We start from the raw sequence: 14,960 nt of genomic DNA, 5'->3' as shown, positions 1-14,960 counted from the left end.
GTGGGTTTACCGTTGACAACTGTGGGGACATCACATGTCGGCGGTATCGGTGGCGAGGTCGAATTGGACTTCGCCCGCGAGTGGGTGGAGTTCTACGACCCGGAGGACCCCAAGCACCTGATCAAGGCGGACATGACGTGGCTGCTGTCCAGATGGACCTGTGTGTTCGGCACACCCGCATGCCAGGGCACCGTCGAAGGACGCCCCGATGACGGCTGCTGCTCGCACGGCGCGTTCCTGTCCGACGACGACGATCGGGCCCTGCTCGACGACGCCGTCAAGACGCTGACCGACGAGGACTGGCAGTTCCGGTCCAAGGGTCTGGGCCGCAAGGGCTATCTGGAAGAGGACGAGTACGACGGCAAGCCCAACCTGCGCACCCGCAAGTACAAGGGCGCCTGCATCTTCCAGAACCGGCCCGGATTCCCGGGCGGTATCGGATGCGCACTGCACTCCAAGGCGCTCAAGCTCGGGGTCGAACCGCTGACCATGAAACCCGAGGTCTGCTGGCAGCTGCCGATCCGCCGGACCCAGGACTGGGTGACCCGCCCGGACGGTTCCGATGTGCTCCAGACCGTGATCACCGAGTACGACCGGCGCGGCTGGGGCGAGGGCGGTCTCGACCTGCACTGGTACTGCACCGGCGACCCCGCCGCCCATGTGGGTGAACGGCCGGTCTGGCAGTCCTACCGGCCCGAGCTCACTGCGCTGCTCGGTGACAAGGCCTACGCCGAATTGGCGGCCATGTGTAAACGCCGCGGCCAACTCGGCCTGATCGCCGTGCACCCGGCCACCCGCGCCGCGGAGTAGCCGCCCACAACAGGATTCACTATCTGTGGGGACTCAGCCCTCGAGCTTGTAGCCCAGCCCCCGCACCGTCACCAGGTGCACCGGGTTGGCCGGATCGGCTTCGATCTTCGAGCGCAGCCGTTTGACGTGCACATCGAGGGTCTTGGTGTCCCCGACATAATCCGCGCCCCACACCCGGTCGATCAACTGACCGCGGGTCAGCACCCGGCCGCTGTTGCGCATCAGGTACTCCAACAGGTCGAACTCCTTGAGCGGCAAGGTGATCGGCTCGCCATTGACGCTCACCACATGCCGTTCCACATCCATCCGCACCGGGCCGGCCTCCAGCACACCGTCCGCGACACCGACATCTTCGCTGTCGGCGCCGCGCCGCAACACCGCCCGGATCCGGGCGATCAGCTCACGTGCCGAATACGGCTTGGTCACATAGTCGTCGGCGCCGAGCTCCAGCCCGACCACCTTGTCGATCTCGCTGTCGCGGGCGGTGACCATAATGACCGGCACACTCGACCGTGACCGCAACTGCTTGCAGACATCGGTACCGCTCATCCCGGGCAACATCAGGTCCAGCAGCACGATATCGGCACCGGCCCGCTCGAATTCGGCCAGCGCGGACGGGCCGTCCCCGACAACGGTGGCCTCGAACCCCTCCTTACGCAGCAGGAACGCCAGCGGGTCGGCCAGGGACTCCTCGTCCTCAACGATCAGCACACTCGTCATGGGTGGCACGGTCCTCTCTCAATCATCGTCAACCGATCGGTCGTCTGGGATGGCCGGTATGGCAAGGGTGAACGTCGAGCCGGTACCCGGCTGACTCCACAACCGGATGGATCCGTTGTGATTGGCGGCCACGTGCTTGACGATGGCCAGGCCGAGCCCGGTACCGCCGGTGGCACGCGAGCGGGCCTTGTCGACCCGGAAGAACCGCTCGAACACCCGCTCCTGATCGGCCCGTGCGATGCCGATTCCGCGGTCGGTCACCGCGATCTCGATATCGTTGCCGCGCCGGCGCCTGCTGATCGACACCGGCGACCCGTCCGGCGAGTACGCGATGGCGTTGGACACCAGGTTCGCGATGGCGGTCACGAGCAGCCGCTCATCGCCGAGCACCCGGTAACCGGTCGGGGCGTCGGTGGTGATCGCGATATCGGCGTTGTCGGCGGCCACCTTGTAGCGCGACAACGCTTCGGCGACCACGGTGTCGACATCGACGCTGTCCAGCTGGGGCAGCGGTTCGGCGCCTTGGAGCCGGGACAACTCGATCAGCTCGCCGACCATGCTGGCCAGCCGATTCGATTCGACCACCATCTTCTCGCCGAACCGGCGGACGTTGTCGGGGTCATCGGTGGAGGCCAGTAGCGCCTCGGCCAGCACACCCATGGCACCGACCGGCGTCTTCAGCTCATGGCTGACATTGGCGACGAAATCGCGGCGGGTCGCTTCCATCCGCGCCTGCTCGGACTGATCTCCGACAAACACGACCGCGAACTGGTGGTCCTCCTCGACCAGCAGCCGCACATGGCCGCGCACCGAAAGACCCGAGCGGCCCGACTTCTGCTTCTTGCGCGGCGACAGATCGATATCGACGTCGGCGCCGGTGGACAGGCACCGCTGCACCGCCTGCCAGGCACGATCGTCGAGCAGCCGGTCACGCACCAGACCCAGTTCGGCGGCCTGGTCGTTCATGTAGACCACGTCGCGGAAGGCGTCGACCACCACGATCCCCATGGGTGACATCGCCGCGATATGACTGAGCATCTGGGAGATGGTGATTCCGCGGCCCTGCTCGGCCAGCAGGCGGGCCCGGCGTTCGGCAAGTCGCGAGGACACGACCATCCCCGCTGCCACGCCGCCCCCCAGCGCAAGCAATGCCAACGCTGCCGCCAACAGCAACGCGGAACCGACACTCACGCGAAAAGCGTACGCATCGGGTGAACGTCATCCCAGCAGCGTGCGGCCAAACCGGGACAAGTCACACGAACAAAGACAGGAGTTCGGTCACCGTTTACTCGCGTTCACTTGCTGTTGGCTTACTTGGCGCCCTGGGCGGCCACGGCGGCGGCTCCCGCGGCTGCGGCCTCGGGGTCCAGGTACCGGCCGCCGGCCACCACCGGCTTGAGGTCGTCGTCCAGTTCGTAGAGCAGCGGGATACCGGTCGGGATGTTCAGGCTGACAATGTCGTCGTCCGACATGCCGTCCAGGTACTTCACCAGGGCGCGCAGCGAGTTGCCGTGCGCGGCGATGAGCACCGTCTTACCGGCCTTGAGATCGGGGACGATGGTCTGCTCGAAGTAGGGAACGAACCGGGCCACCACATCGGCGAGGCATTCGGTCAGCGGGCCGCCGTCGATATCGGCATAGCGCGGGTCGGTGTCCTGACTGAACTCGCTGCCCTTCTCGATGGGCGGCGGCGGGGTGTCATAGCTGCGGCGCCAGGCCATGAACTGCTCGTCACCGTACTTCTCTTTGGTGGCGGCCTTGTCCAGGCCCTGCAGGGCGCCGTAATGGCGCTCGTTGAGGCGCCAGTCCCGGTGCACCGGGATCCACAGTCGGTCGGCGGCCTCCAGCGCCAGGTTCGCGGTGACGATCGCCCGGCGCAGCAGCGAGGTGTACAGCACATCGGGCAGCACGCCTTGCTCGGCGAGCAGTTCGCCACCGCGGATCGCCTGGGCCCGGCCCTTGTCGGTGAGATCGACATCTACCCAACCGGTGAACAGGTTCTTCTCGTTCCACGTGCTCTCGCCGTGACGCAGCAGGATCAGATTCGCCATGGCTGGCATTCTGTCACGAAGGCTGGTCGTCGATGAGATGTGCAAAGGCCTGCAAGTTCTTCAGCGACTCACCCCTTGCCACCCGCCACTCCCATTCCTTCTGGATGGACGAGCGAAAACCCAACTCCAACAACGTGTTGAAGTCGGAGTCGACGGCTTCGAGCACCTGTCCGAGGATCCGGTCGAGCTCATCGGCGTCGACCGAACTGTTCGACATCCAGCCGACCAGGTAGATATCGCCGAGATTGTCCAGCGTGTAGGCCACCCCGTAGAGCCTGCGGTTGCGCTTGAGCAGGAACTTGTAGACGGCTTCGAAGTTCTCATCGGGGCGGCGGCAGACGAAGGCCTCCACCCGCACCGAGTGCTCGCCGATGCTCAGGATGGTGTTGGTCTTGAGCCTGCGCTCGCCCGGCAGCGCCACCACGATGCCGGGCAGCCCGCCGTGGGCACCCTTGTGGTGCTCGTACTCAGTTCGTTGGCCTGCAGCGTCTTCTCGATGATGGCCTGGACCGTATTGCTCACGCCCGCACTCCCCTGCGCAGCGCGAACCGCCTACCGTTGCGACGCCCGGCGGGTTCACGGCGGGGATGCCGCGCGAGGTAGTCGGTGATGGCGTGGGTGTAGCTGTCCAGCAGCGCATCCACGGTGTGCGCCCAGGAGAACGTCGCGGCGTGCGCCACGGCGGCGGCACCCATCGTCTCGGGGCCACGCTCGAAAAGCGCACCGAGCGCCTGCGACCAGTCCCCGGCATCGTGCCCGTCGACCAGGGTGCCGCTCACCCCGTCGCGCACGGCGACCGGCAGACCACCGACCGACGCGGCCACCACCGGGGTGCCGCAGGCCTGGGCCTCGACCGCGACGAGACCGAACGACTCGTTGTAGCTCGGGACCGCGACGATATCGGCGGCCCGGTACACCTGGACCAGGGCATCCCTGGACTGCGGTGGAATGAATGTCACGCGGTCGGTGATACCCAGTTCGGCGGCGAGCCGAACAAGGTTGTCGGGCGTCGCGAGGCCGTTGCCGGAAGGTCCGCCTGCGATGACCACCTGCACGCTGGGCAGCCGGGCGGCTGCGCGCAGCAACACGTCGGGTGCCTTGAGCGGCTGGATACGCCCGACGAAGGCCACGATCCTGGCATCCGCGCTCAGCCCCAGCGCCGCCCGCGCGGCCTGCTTGTCCCCCGGTGTGAAAACCCGCAGGTCCACCCCGGGATGCACCACGTCGATATGCCGGCGGTCCGCATTGTGCAGCGAAACCAGCTGCTGCGCTTCGATTTCGGTGTTCACGATCAGCCGGTCGGCCTCGTCGACCACCTGCTGCTCGCCGACCGCGCGCAGCGCGGGCTCCGGGGCGTCACCCTCGGCGAGCGCGGCGTTCTTCACCGCGGCAAGGGTGTGCGCGGTGTGCACCAGCGGCACCGCCCAGCGGTCGGCGGCCAGCCATCCGACCTGCCCGGACAGCCAGTAGTGCGAATGCACGATGTCGTAGTAGCCGGGCTCGTGGGTGGCCTCGGCGCGCAGGACGCCCGCGGTGAACGCGCACAGCTGGGTGGGCAGATCGTTCTTGTCGAGCCCCTCGAACGGGCCTGCCACCACGTTGCGCACCAGCACTCCGGGCGCGACCTGGACCAGTGGCGCATCCGCCGACGAGGTGGCCCGGGTGAAGATCTCGACCTCGACACCACGGCGGGCCAACTCCAGCGCGGTCTGCAGCACGTAGACGTTCATGCCGCCGGCATCACCGGTTCCGGGTTGGGCCAGCGGCGAGGTGTGCACCGAGAGCACCGCAACGCGACGGGCAGTGTCCTTCAGTCCGGGCGTTTCTGGGACGGCGCGCACAATGACATGTCTACACCTGCGCCGAGCTGACCACACCCGAGGTATCAGGATGCGCCCAGCACACCCACTTCGCCGCGGCGCAGCTGGGCGCGGCGCATGGCGGCGATCGGATCGGCGTAGAGACCGCCGAGCGACACCACACCGGCACCCGCTTCCTGCACCCGGTTCCCGAACGCGGTCACCCGGATATCGCGGGGTCCCAGCACGGTCCGCGCCGCGAACGCGCGCTCGAGCGACTCCATTCCCTCCGGGTACTCGGTGAAGGCCTGACCGCCGACCACCAGATCGTCGGGGTTGAGCATGTCGCGCAGCAGCGCCACCGCCTCACCGAGCACCCTGGCCCGTTCGGCCAGCAGCGCGTGGGCGCCCTCATGGCCGCCGCGGGCGGCGCGCAGCACCGCAGGCAGCGTCGACGCGGGGCCCTCGGCCGGCACGATGCGCTGGTCGCGGGCCGCGTTCAGCACCGCTTCGTCGCTCACTGTCGACTCCAATTTACCTGTGCCACCGAGCAACTCGGAACTCGCCGGCAGCGCGGCGATGGTGCCTGGACCGCTCGATGGCGAGTGCACGCGGCCGCCGATGGACAGCGCGTAGCCAACCGTCTCGCGGGCGTAGACATAGAGGCTGGTACCGGCCTGCGCGCCCGGACGACGCCCGCCGAGCAACAACTCGGCGCCGGCCATGGCGTCGACGTGCGAGGCCACCGACACCGGCAGTCCCAGCGTCTCGGCCAACACCGGGCCGACCGGCGCTTGCGTCCAGCCCAACCGGGCATGGTCCAGGTAGCCGGAGGTGCTGTCCACGACGCCACCGGCGGCGACACCCACCCACAGTGGGCGGCGGCGGTGCCATCGGCTCAGGTAGCGGCGGGCACTGCCGGCCAGTGCTGCCAGCGCGGCGCCTTGGGGACCGCGCGGGGTCGGGGTCTCGACGACGTCGAGGGTCCGTCCGAACAGATCGGTGGCCACGATGCTGGTGGTCTTGGCGCCGATGTGCAGGCCCAGAGTCAGGAACGGCTCATGGTTGACCTCGACGGGGACGCGCGGGCGACCGATGGCCCCGGACACCGCGAGATCCGCGCGTTCACGCAAAACTCCGACCTCGAGCAGGGCGGTGACCTGGCGGTTCACCGTGGCGATGCTCAGCCCGGTGACGCGCGCGATGGCGTCACGGGCGATCGGGCCGCGCTGACGGACGGCACCGAACACCGATGCGGCCGCCGCATCGGCCACCTTCAGCGACGGCGCGACGATCTGGTGCCGGGCCAACAGGGCGCGCTTGGCGTGCGCGGCCGGGGTCTGACGAGCGGCGGCGGGAGGGGCAGCGATGGTGGTCATGGGAGTCCTCTGGTCTGAGTCGGGGTGGGTGGGCTTCTGCCACACCGGCGACTCAGCGGGACGAAATGGTCCTCGGGGTCAGCAGGGCGCGGCGGGTGCGCAACAACAACACGCACACCGCGCGGCGAGAACGCTCGCCTGACTCATCGAGAACACGCCGTCAACGTAGCACGCCCGCCGGCGCTCGCGCGAAGGTCAGATGCCCGGGATTAGGGTTGTCACCATGACGACCTCAACAGATCGGCGCCGCGTCGCGGTAGTCACCGGAGCCAGTGCCGGAATCGGTGCAGCAACCGCCAAAACGCTTGCTGCACAGGGATTTCACGTGATCTGCGTGGCACGACGGCCCGGCCCCATCGAGGCGCTGGCCGCCGAGATCGACGGCACCGCAATTGTGGCGGACGTCACCGATCCGGCCGCGGTGGCGGCGCTGGCCGAGCGCCTGGACCGGGTGGATGTGCTCGTCAACAACGCCGGCGGCGCACGCGGGCTGGAGTCGGTGGCCGACGCCGACATCGAGAACTGGCGTTGGATGTGGGAGTCCAACGTGCTGGGCACCCTGCACGTGACGAAAGCGCTGCTGCCCAAGCTGATCGACTCCGGTGACGGACTCATCGTCACCGTCACCTCGATCGCCGCACTGGAGACCTACGACAACGGTTCTGGCTACACCACGGCCAAGCACGCCCAGGGTGTCCTGCACCGCACACTGCGCAGCGAGCTGTTCGGCAAGCCGGTGCGGCTCACCGAGGTGGCGCCGGGAATGGTCAAGACCGACTTCTCGCTGAACCGGTTCGACGGGGATGCCGAGCGCGCCGAGAAGGTGTACGCCGGGGTGGAACCACTGGTGGCCGAGGACATCGCCGAGGTCATCGGATTCGTCGCGAGCCGGCCTGCGCACGTCGACCTGGATCTCATCGTGGTGCGCCCGCGTGACCAGGTCACCGGCGCGACCGGTTCCCGCGTCAACCGCCGGGGGTAGGAACCGGCGTCGTGGTGGGCGTCCCCGACAGCGTCGGGGCATCGCTGGGGGTGACCGGCGCGGTGACGGGGATGTTCGCCGGCGGGTCGTCGCTGCTGAGCGCCGACATGGACGTCCACTCGCTCCACGGCACGGCCCAGTCCCAGATGTCGCCGTCCGCGTAGGACAGGTCGATGCGGGTGCCGGTCACCTCGACCGGGTCGCCGTACATGGCGGTGTTGAAGTACTGCTCGGCGTCGGTGAGCGAGAGGTTGATGCAGCCGTTGGTGACGTTGGTGTTGCCCTGCGCACCGGAACTGGCCGGGTTGGCGTGAATGAACTCGCCGTTGTTGGAGATCCGGACCGCGAACCGCTCCCGCACGTTGGCGTACCCGGCGGCCGGGTTGGTCATGTAGAAGTCCTCGTACTTCTCGGTGACCACGTGGATGCCGCTGCGGGTGACGTTGCGGTCCAGGTCGCCTTCGCCGTAGCTGCACGGGAAGTCCATGATGACCGCGCCGGCACCGTCGAGCACCTGGATGCGGTGGCTGGAGGCCTCGGCCCTGACCACCTGGCGTCTGCCGATGGTGAAGTCGAGCGTCGAGTCGGCGGCGCCGTAGGCATCCGGGCCGAAGGACACCCCGTAGAGATTCGCGTCGACGTGCACGGTGGCGCCGGCCGGGTAGTAGTCCTTGGTGCGCCAGTGCACCCGGGAGCCGCCGACCTCGTCGGGCAGCCAGGCCCAACTGCCCTCCACCTCGGGAGTGGTGGTGACCGTGAGCGCCTTCTCGACGGTGGCCTTGTCCGCATCGGCGATGGCGGCGTCGAATTGCAGGATGATCGGCGCGGCCACCCCGACGGTCTGATGATCGGCGAGCTGGAACACGCCGCTCACCCTGGTCTGTGGGTTGACGGTGCTGAACCCGCCGGTGACCGGAACCGCCTTACCGTCACGGCCCACCACCGAACCGGTCCAGGTGTAGTCGCCGCCGTAGCCCAGCGGCTCAGTGACAGTGAACTCGGTCCGATCGCGGTTGAGCTTTCCGTCGACCGGTTCACCCGCGGCATTGGTCAGCGAGATGCGCTGGAACCAGCCGTCGCTGACCGTGGCCCCGGCCGCGGCGGTCGGCACCACATCGGCGGACGCGTCATCGGGGGTCAGGGTGATGCTCGGTGCCGATGCTTCGTCGGTGGGCTCGGGTGCGCTGGTGCCCGTCCCTGAGGTGCTCGAGCAGGCGGCGAGGAAGCCGGCGCCGCCGAGACCCAGGATGGTGAGCGCACGACGCCGACTCAGCTGGGCGCCTTCACATTCACCGGTAGGTCTCACGTGGACCCAGCGTACCTAGAGATTGCACCCGATCAGTACCGGCTCGGGTGTGAGTTCGATCCCGAAGCGGCTGAGTACCCCGTCGCGCACCACCCTGGCCAGGGCGATCAGATCCGCGGTGGTCGCGGAGCCGCGATTGGTCAGCGCCAGCGCATGTTTGGTGGACAGCCGGGCAGGTTCGTCGGGCCCGGGATATCCCTTGCCGAAACCGGACCGTTCCACCAGCCAACCGGCCGCCAGTTTCACGCCGTCGGAGGCGGGATAGTGCGGGACCGGCACGCCGACGTCGGCGCTCAGTCGTTCGAAGGCCTCGGATGTCACCACCGGGTTGGTGAAGAAGGACCCGACGCTCCAGGTGTCGTGGTCAGCGGCGTCGAGCACCATCCCCTTGGCGCCGCGCAACGCCAGCACCGCCTCGCGCACCCGCCCAGGGTCGGCCCTCTGGCCGGCCTGGACGCCCAGCGTGGTGGCGAGTTCTCCGTACCGCAGCGGTGCGCTGCGGCCGGTCGGGTCGAGGGTGAACTCGACCTCCAACACGACGATCGTGGACTGGTACTTGAGCACACTGTGCCGGTACCCGAATCCGAGCCGGTCGGGCGCGACCCATTCGTCGAGTCCGGTGCTGCGGTCCAGCAGCCTGACCCGCGAGATGGTGTCGGCAACCTCGGCCCCGTAGGCGCCGACGTTCTGGATCGGGGTGGCACCCGCCGATCCCGGGATACCGGACAGGCATTCCAGCCCGCCGAGACCGTGGGCCAGCGCGGCGACCACGACATCGTCCCAGGCCGCACCCGCCTCGGCGCGCAGCACGGATCCGTCGACGGTGATCGCGGTGTTGGCGACCGCCACCACCGTCAATCCCGACAGGTCGTCGGCCAACACCACGTTGGAGCCGCCGGCCAGCACCAGCACGTCATCACCCACGGGCAGCGCCGACAGCGTGGCGACGAGTCTGTCGGTGGTGTCGCAGGTGATCAGTCGCCGCGCGACGGGCCCGATGCGCACAGTCGTGCGCGCGGCGAGCGGTACGTTCTCGGCGACCGCCGCGCCCGCGAAATTCGTTCCGGCCACGGCCGCTAACGGTAGCGTGACCGGCATGCCGCGTTCCTATGACATGGCAGCGGAGTACCGGTGCAGCGTGACGCAGGTGCACGGCGCGTTCGCCGATGAGGCGTACTGGTTGGAGCGGCTGGAGAAGTCCGGCTGCGATGTCGCCACCCTGGACGCGCTGACCATCGACGACGACGGCGGCCTGCTCATCGCCACCACCCAGACGATCCGCTTCCACCGGCTGCCCGGATTCGTCAGCCAACTGCACGCCGGGGACCTCACCCTGGTCCGCGAGGAAATCTGGAGTCCGGTCCGGGACGGCCTGGCCACCGGCACCGTCAAGGGCACCGTGCCGGGCGCGCCGGTCAGGGTCGGCGGCACCGCCGCGATGAGCAGCATCGGTGACGGCGCCCGGGTGGACGTGCGGGCCACCGTCGAGGTGCGGATACCGCTGCTGGGCGGCAAAGTCGAGGGCTTCATCGGCGGCCAACTTGCGGAGATGGTCCGGCTGGAAGAACAGTTCACCTCGCAATGGATCAACGAGCACGTCTGAAGAAGCCGCTCGGCCTACCGACCCGCGGCACCACCGGTTACAACCGGCTGCGGCGCAGCGACCGCTGGCTGGTGCACTCGCCGCGGGTGCGCGCGGCGCTGCTGACCGCCGCCGACCCGCTGGTCGTCGATCTGGGTTACGGCGCGCTGCCGGTCACCACCCTGGAACTGGCATCGCGGTTGCAGACGGTGCGCCCGGATACGCGGGTGGTGGGGCTGGAGATCCACCCGGAGCGGGTCCGCACCGCACAACAGGCCGCCACCGACGGGGTCGAGTTCGCGCTCGGCGGTTTCGAATTGGCCGGGCTGCGTCCGGTGCTGGTGCGGGCGTTCAACGTGCTGCGGCAGTATCCGGTCACCGAGGTGGACGCCGCGTGGGCACAGCTGTGTGCGGGGCTGGCTCCGGGCGGGCTACTGGTCGACGGCACCTGCGACGAGTTGGGCCGGCTCTGCTGCTGGGTGCTGCTGGACGCCGACGGGCCGGTGAGCCTGACGCTGGCCTGCGATCCGTTCGCCATCGAACGGCCCTCGGAGCTGGCCGAGCGGCTGCCGAAGGTGCTGATCCACCACAACGTCGAGGGCCAGCAGATCCACACCCTGCTGCACGCCGCGGACCGGGCCTGGGCTGCCGCGGCCGGGCACGGGGTGTTCGGCCCGCGGGTGCGCTGGCGGGCGATGCTGGAGCAGCTACGCGCCGACGGCTTTCCGGTCGACCCGCCGCGCCGTCGGCTGCGTGACGGCGTGCTGACCGTGCCGTGGGCGGCCGTCGCACCCGCGACCTAGGCTGGGCTACATGCGGATTGCCCTGGCTCAGATCCGGTCCGGCACCGACCCCGCGGCCAATCTGGAGCTCGTCGACACGTACAGCCGCGAGGCCGCCGACGCCGGCGCCACGCTGGTGTTGTTCCCCGAGGCCACCATGTGCCGGTTCGGCGTGCCACTGGCCCCGGTCGCCGAACCGCTGAACGGCCGCTGGGCCGACGGTGTCCGCGCCGCCGCGCAGCGCACCGGGATCACGGTCGTGGCAGGCATGTTCTGCCCGTCGGGTGACGGCCGGGTGACCAACACGCTGATCGCGTCCGGCCCCGGCACCGACGCGCACTACGACAAGATCCACCTCTACGACGCGTTCGGTTTCGCCGAGTCCAAGACCGTGGCGCCCGGAGGCCGGCCGACGGTGATCGATGTCGGCGGTGTGCGGGTGGGGCTGACCCTCTGCTATGACGTCCGTTTCCCGGAGCTGTACACCGATCTGGCCGATCGCGGCGCCCAACTCATCACGGTGCACGCGTCGTGGGGCACCGGCCCCGGCAAGCTGGACCAGTGGACGTTGCTGGCCCGGGCCCGCGCGATCGACACCACCGCCGTGGTGGCCGCCGTCGATCAGGCCTACCCCGGTGACGAGATCGCCGCGCTCGGTCCGACCGGGGTCGGGGGCAGCCTCGTCGCGTCGGCAACCGGGGAGGTCATCGCCGTCGCGGACGCCGACGAACGGCTTCTGGTGACCGATATCGACCTGGACGCGGCGGCCAAGGCACGCGAGACGATCGCGGTGCTGCGTAACCGCACTCATTTCGCTAGGGCACAATCGAGTCCGTGACCGATCCCTGGGCCCGACCTGCCGACGAGGTACCGCCGCCCCCGCCCGTGCCGCAGCCGGCGCCGCCGCACCAGCCGGAGCCGACGCCGGAGGCCGAGCCGCAGAGCAGGCTCAAGCGGCTGTTCCGTGACCCGCTGTCCATCGTGCTGGTGGTGGTCATCGTGCTGGCGCTGGCGGTGGCCGGCATCGTCGGCACCGAGCTGGTGGCCCGCCGGATCGCCGATTCGACGGTCACCCGCATCACCTCCTGCGTCGTGCAGGACGGCGTCGACGTGTCGTTCGGCCCGCGCCCGATCGTGCTGCAGTACCTCAGCGACAACTACAACAACATCACCGTGACCACCGGCGGGGAACGCATCCGTGAGGCCGAGGGGATGAAGGCCGAGATCGTCATCAACGACGTCGAGGTCACCAACAACCCGGCCGCACCGGGCACCGTCGGCGCGCTGGACGCCAAGATCACCTGGTCGGCCGACGGCATCAAGCGGACCATCCAGAACGCGATCCCGCTGATCGGCAGCTTCGTCAACGGCGTGACGACCAATCCCAGCGACGGCACCATCGAACTGCAGGGCATGCTCGGCAGCATCGTCACCAAGCCCGAGGTGCGGAACAACGAGCTGACGCTGACGGTGGAGGCGCTGACGGGCCTGGGCTTCGTGCTGCCCCGGGAGACCGTGCAGCCCGCGCTGGACGCGTTCCTCAAGCAGATGACCGAGAATTACCCGCTGGGCATCAAGGCCGACAGCGTGGAGGTCACCGATTCCGGAGTGGTCGCGAAGTTCTTCAGCCGCAATGCCGCCATGCCGCCCAGCACCGGGCAGAGCTCGGATCCCTGCTTCGCGGGACTGTAGCCGAACGACCCGCGTTGAGCAGCCCGGCGATCAGGGTCAGAACGGCTCTTCGGTGCCCCCGGGGTTACAGCCGGTGGCCACCAGTTCGGCATCGCTGACCTCGGGCCGCCACGGCTCGAGATTCCAGCTGGTCTTACCCGGCTCGACGAACTCGGCGAACTGCCAGTGGCAGTTGAATTGCGCCTGCATTCCCGGGATGTCGGCCTCCGGCGAGACGGCCAGCACCTCGGCCCAGGCCTGATTCTGCTGCGGCTGGGTGCCCGGAATTGCGGCCTGTGCGCGGCCGGCCGGGGTCGGATACACCCGCAGGCTCTTCAGGTCGCCCCACTGCACCCATGAGGTGTGGTCGATGTAGGCGCCCGCAGGCTCGGCCGCCGCAATCGGTGCGCTCAGCAGCAGACCGGCCGCGCACAGCGCGGCGCTGAGGACACGCATCGCCTCAGCGTGACTTTCCCTGGATTTCCAGGATCTTCGGCCGCACGTCGACCAGGTAGACACCGGTCGCGCAGGCACAGATCGCGGCGCCGAACGCGTCGCGCAGGAGCAGCGCCAGGAGCACGCCGGCGCCGAGGATCAGCAACCAGACCGGCTTGGTGAGCTTTCCGGCGGCGGTGTACGCGTCGGGCCGTTGCATCGCGGCGTGGACGAAGGCGTACACGCCGACCAGGACCACGATCCCGACCAGGACAAGCAGAATGGCACCCGCCAGGTTTGCAAGCATCACGCCTGCAGCCTATGCGGGTGCCATCCGGTTCGCGAACCTACTTCTGGGTGACCTTCTTGGCCGGGGCCGCCTTCTTGGCCGGGGCGGCCTTCTTGGCGGCGGGGGTGGCCGGGGCCTTCTTGGCCGGAGCCTTCTTGGCCGGAGTGGCCGGGGTGGCCTTCTCGACCTTCTTGGGCAGCTCGACGCCGACCAGCTTGGCGGCGCGCTCGCCGACCGCGCGGGTCTGGCTGGCGACGGTGCCCAGCGCATCCTGGGTCAGCTCGACGGCCTGATCGGTGACCTCTTCGACGCGCGAGGCGGCCTCTTCGAGGGCCGGCTGGTTGCGCAGACGCTCCAGGGCGGCCTCGCCGCGCTCGACGAGCTTGTTGTACTGGCTGGTCGCCTCGTCGGCGTACTTCTCGGCAACCTTGCGCAGCTCCTCGGAGGTCAGCTTGTCGCGCAGCTCGTCGAACTGGGTGGGCAGGTCCTCTTGCAGCTTGGTCAGGCGGGCGCGGCCCTCTTCGACGCGGGTCTTGCTGTCGGTGCGGGCCTCGTCGGCACGATCACGCAGGGTCTCGACGATCTCGTTGACCTTGGCCAGGGCCAGATCGGCAGCGCCGACAGCCGCCAGCAACGGAGCCTTGAGGTCTTCGACGGTGGGCTGGGTCTTCTCGCTCATGGTTCTTCCTCTCAGATGGTGGTCGGTTGTGCAGCGGGTGGTTCGGGTTCAGGCTCGGATTCGGCTGCTGCAGCCTCTATTTCGGCCTCAGCCTCGTTCTGCTGACAGAACGAGTTGTAGATGTCGAGCAGCACCTGCTTCTGCCGCTCGGTGATCGCGGTATCGGTGACTATCGCGTCACGCACCTTGCTGCCCTCGCTGGGTTCGAGCATTCCGGCTTGGACGTAGAGCACCTCGGCGGACACACGCAATGCCTTGGCGATCTGGCTGAGCACATCAGCCGACGGTTTACGGAGCCCACGCTCGATCTGACTGAGGTAGGGATTGCTCACCCCGGCCTTCTCCGCGAGTTGGCGCACCGATACCTGCGCCGCCTCGCGTTGGGCCCGGATATAGCCGCCGATGTCGTGCGCGGCGTTGCTCACCACGACGGCAAGATTTTCGTCCTGCGTCACGATGAACCTCCGATCCGTCG

Annotated in this window: 17 protein-coding genes and 1 pseudogene; 6 read left to right on the top strand and 12 right to left on the bottom strand. The window is 68.6% G+C overall.

Annotated elements, in window-relative coordinates:
* The first annotated feature begins 21 nt into the window (after positions 1–21).
* Complete coding sequence (locus C6A86_RS03445) at positions 22–810, top strand: hypothetical protein (protein WP_233213084.1); 789 nt, start codon at positions 22–24, stop codon at positions 808–810.
* Positions 811–843: 33 nt separating this feature from the next.
* Here the strand turns inward: C6A86_RS03445 and regX are convergent, their stop codons facing one another.
* The 6 genes and pseudogenes from regX to C6A86_RS03415 form a co-directional block, all read right to left on the bottom strand.
* Positions 844–1,530, bottom strand: a complete 687-nt coding sequence (gene regX, locus C6A86_RS03440) for a two-component sensory transduction protein RegX (protein ID WP_105364371.1) — start codon at positions 1,528–1,530, stop codon at positions 844–846.
* A gap of 18 nt (positions 1,531–1,548) precedes the next feature.
* Entirely contained in the window at positions 1,549–2,721 is a 1,173-nt protein-coding gene (locus C6A86_RS03435) for a cell wall metabolism sensor histidine kinase WalK (protein ID WP_105364372.1), read from the bottom strand.
* 119 nt (positions 2,722–2,840) lie between these two features.
* Positions 2,841–3,590 carry a phosphoglyceromutase gene (locus C6A86_RS03430; protein WP_199196271.1) on the bottom strand — a complete coding sequence of 250 codons (750 nt, stop codon included), beginning with the start codon at positions 3,588–3,590 and terminating at the stop codon, positions 2,841–2,843.
* 4 nt (positions 3,591–3,594) lie between these two features.
* Positions 3,595–4,103: pseudogene (locus C6A86_RS03425) on the bottom strand (YbjN domain-containing protein).
* Complete coding sequence (mshA, locus tag C6A86_RS03420; protein WP_311101208.1) at positions 4,100–5,425, bottom strand: D-inositol-3-phosphate glycosyltransferase; 1,326 nt, start codon at positions 5,423–5,425, stop codon at positions 4,100–4,102. Before mshA ends, C6A86_RS03425 begins: the two are co-directional and overlap by 4 nt.
* A gap of 41 nt (positions 5,426–5,466) precedes the next feature.
* Complete coding sequence (locus C6A86_RS03415) at positions 5,467–6,759, bottom strand: ROK family transcriptional regulator (protein WP_199196272.1); 1,293 nt, start codon at positions 6,757–6,759, stop codon at positions 5,467–5,469.
* Between the two features lie 223 nt (positions 6,760–6,982).
* Between C6A86_RS03415 and C6A86_RS03410 the strand changes: the two genes are divergently transcribed.
* The gene (locus C6A86_RS03410; protein WP_105364375.1) at positions 6,983–7,741 is read left to right on the top strand and encodes an SDR family oxidoreductase; all 759 of its coding nucleotides are present in this window, start codon (positions 6,983–6,985) and stop codon (positions 7,739–7,741) included.
* Here the strand turns inward: C6A86_RS03410 and C6A86_RS03405 are convergent.
* Together C6A86_RS03405 and C6A86_RS03400 are read right to left on the bottom strand one after the other, a co-directional pair.
* Positions 7,725–9,047 carry an Ig-like domain-containing protein gene (locus C6A86_RS03405; RefSeq protein WP_105364376.1) on the bottom strand — a complete coding sequence of 441 codons (1,323 nt, stop codon included), beginning with the start codon at positions 9,045–9,047 and terminating at the stop codon, positions 7,725–7,727. The two genes, C6A86_RS03410 and C6A86_RS03405, sit on opposite strands and share 17 nt — an antisense overlap.
* Positions 9,048–9,062: 15 nt before the next feature.
* Positions 9,063–10,145 (bottom strand): UDP-N-acetylmuramate dehydrogenase, encoded by a 1,083-nt coding sequence (locus tag C6A86_RS03400; protein ID WP_396834668.1) that lies wholly within the window; start codon positions 10,143–10,145, stop codon positions 9,063–9,065.
* On the opposite strand from C6A86_RS03400, the gene C6A86_RS03395 reads away from it, so the two are divergent.
* Genes C6A86_RS03395 through C6A86_RS03380 form a run of 4 tightly spaced genes read left to right on the top strand, consistent with a single transcriptional unit; the run spans position 10,144 to position 13,103 of the window.
* Positions 10,144–10,650 (top strand): DUF2505 domain-containing protein, encoded by a 507-nt coding sequence (locus C6A86_RS03395; RefSeq protein WP_105362124.1) that lies wholly within the window; start codon positions 10,144–10,146, stop codon positions 10,648–10,650. The genes C6A86_RS03400 and C6A86_RS03395 overlap by 2 nt on opposite strands.
* Positions 10,629–11,432 carry a class I SAM-dependent methyltransferase gene (locus tag C6A86_RS03390; RefSeq protein ID WP_105362123.1) on the top strand — a complete coding sequence of 268 codons (804 nt, stop codon included), beginning with the start codon at positions 10,629–10,631 and terminating at the stop codon, positions 11,430–11,432. The genes C6A86_RS03395 and C6A86_RS03390 overlap by 22 nt, the downstream gene beginning before the upstream one ends.
* Positions 11,433–11,442: 10 nt before the next feature.
* Entirely contained in the window at positions 11,443–12,249 is an 807-nt protein-coding gene (locus C6A86_RS03385; RefSeq protein ID WP_105362122.1) for a carbon-nitrogen hydrolase family protein, read from the top strand.
* Entirely contained in the window at positions 12,246–13,103 is an 858-nt protein-coding gene (locus C6A86_RS03380) for a DUF2993 domain-containing protein (protein WP_105362121.1), read from the top strand. The genes C6A86_RS03385 and C6A86_RS03380 overlap by 4 nt, the downstream gene beginning before the upstream one ends.
* 36 nt (positions 13,104–13,139) lie before the next feature.
* On the opposite strand, the gene C6A86_RS03375 is transcribed toward C6A86_RS03380, so the two are convergent.
* From C6A86_RS03375 to C6A86_RS03360, 4 genes are read right to left on the bottom strand one after another with little or no spacing between them, the layout of a single operon-like run.
* Positions 13,140–13,538: a DUF2599 domain-containing protein gene (locus C6A86_RS03375; protein WP_105362120.1), complete on the bottom strand. Its 399-nt coding sequence runs from the start codon at positions 13,536–13,538 to the stop codon at positions 13,140–13,142.
* A 4-nt stretch (positions 13,539–13,542) separates the two neighbouring features.
* On the bottom strand, positions 13,543–13,824 hold the full coding sequence (locus C6A86_RS03370; RefSeq protein WP_199196080.1) for a DUF2516 family protein: 282 nt from the start codon (positions 13,822–13,824) through the stop codon (positions 13,543–13,545).
* A 40-nt stretch (positions 13,825–13,864) separates the two neighbouring features.
* A complete protein-coding gene (locus C6A86_RS03365) occupies positions 13,865–14,485 on the bottom strand; it encodes a heparin-binding hemagglutinin (protein WP_105362118.1) in 621 nt (206 codons plus the stop codon).
* Positions 14,486–14,496: 11 nt separating this feature from the next.
* Entirely contained in the window at positions 14,497–14,940 is a 444-nt protein-coding gene (locus C6A86_RS03360) for a helix-turn-helix domain-containing protein (protein WP_105362117.1), read from the bottom strand.
* Between the last annotated feature and the right edge of the window lie 20 nt (positions 14,941–14,960).

The sequence above is a fragment of the Mycobacterium sp. ITM-2016-00316 genome (genome assembly GCF_002968335.2).
GTDB lineage: Bacteria > Actinomycetota > Actinomycetes > Mycobacteriales > Mycobacteriaceae > Mycobacterium.
Note: the sequence above shows the minus strand (reverse complement) of the source record. Positions and strands in the feature narration are given on the sequence as shown.

Excerpts from the sequence above, each read along its gene's own strand:
- regX (WP_105364371.1), bottom strand. The coding sequence starts at position 1,530 with ATGACGAGTGTGCTGATCGTTGAGGACGAGGAGTCCCTGGCCGACCCG.
- C6A86_RS03430 (WP_199196271.1), bottom strand. The coding sequence starts at position 3,590 with ATGCCAGCCATGGCGAATCTGATCCTGCTGCGTCACGGCGAGAGCACG.
- C6A86_RS03415 (WP_199196272.1), bottom strand. The coding sequence starts at position 6,759 with ATGACCACCATCGCTGCCCCTCCCGCCGCCGCTCGTCAGACCCCGGCC.
- C6A86_RS03410 (WP_105364375.1), top strand. The coding sequence starts at position 6,983 with ATGACGACCTCAACAGATCGGCGCCGCGTCGCGGTAGTCACCGGAGCC.
- C6A86_RS03395 (WP_105362124.1), top strand. The coding sequence starts at position 10,144 with ATGCCGCGTTCCTATGACATGGCAGCGGAGTACCGGTGCAGCGTGACG.
- C6A86_RS03400 (WP_396834668.1), bottom strand. The coding sequence starts at position 10,145 with ATGCCGGTCACGCTACCGTTAGCGGCCGTGGCCGGAACGAATTTCGCG.
- C6A86_RS03390 (WP_105362123.1), top strand. The coding sequence starts at position 10,629 with ATGGATCAACGAGCACGTCTGAAGAAGCCGCTCGGCCTACCGACCCGC.
- C6A86_RS03385 (WP_105362122.1), top strand. The coding sequence starts at position 11,443 with ATGCGGATTGCCCTGGCTCAGATCCGGTCCGGCACCGACCCCGCGGCC.
- C6A86_RS03375 (WP_105362120.1), bottom strand. The coding sequence starts at position 13,538 with ATGCGTGTCCTCAGCGCCGCGCTGTGCGCGGCCGGTCTGCTGCTGAGC.
- C6A86_RS03370 (WP_199196080.1), bottom strand. The coding sequence starts at position 13,824 with ATGCTTGCAAACCTGGCGGGTGCCATTCTGCTTGTCCTGGTCGGGATC.
- C6A86_RS03365 (WP_105362118.1), bottom strand. The coding sequence starts at position 14,485 with ATGAGCGAGAAGACCCAGCCCACCGTCGAAGACCTCAAGGCTCCGTTG.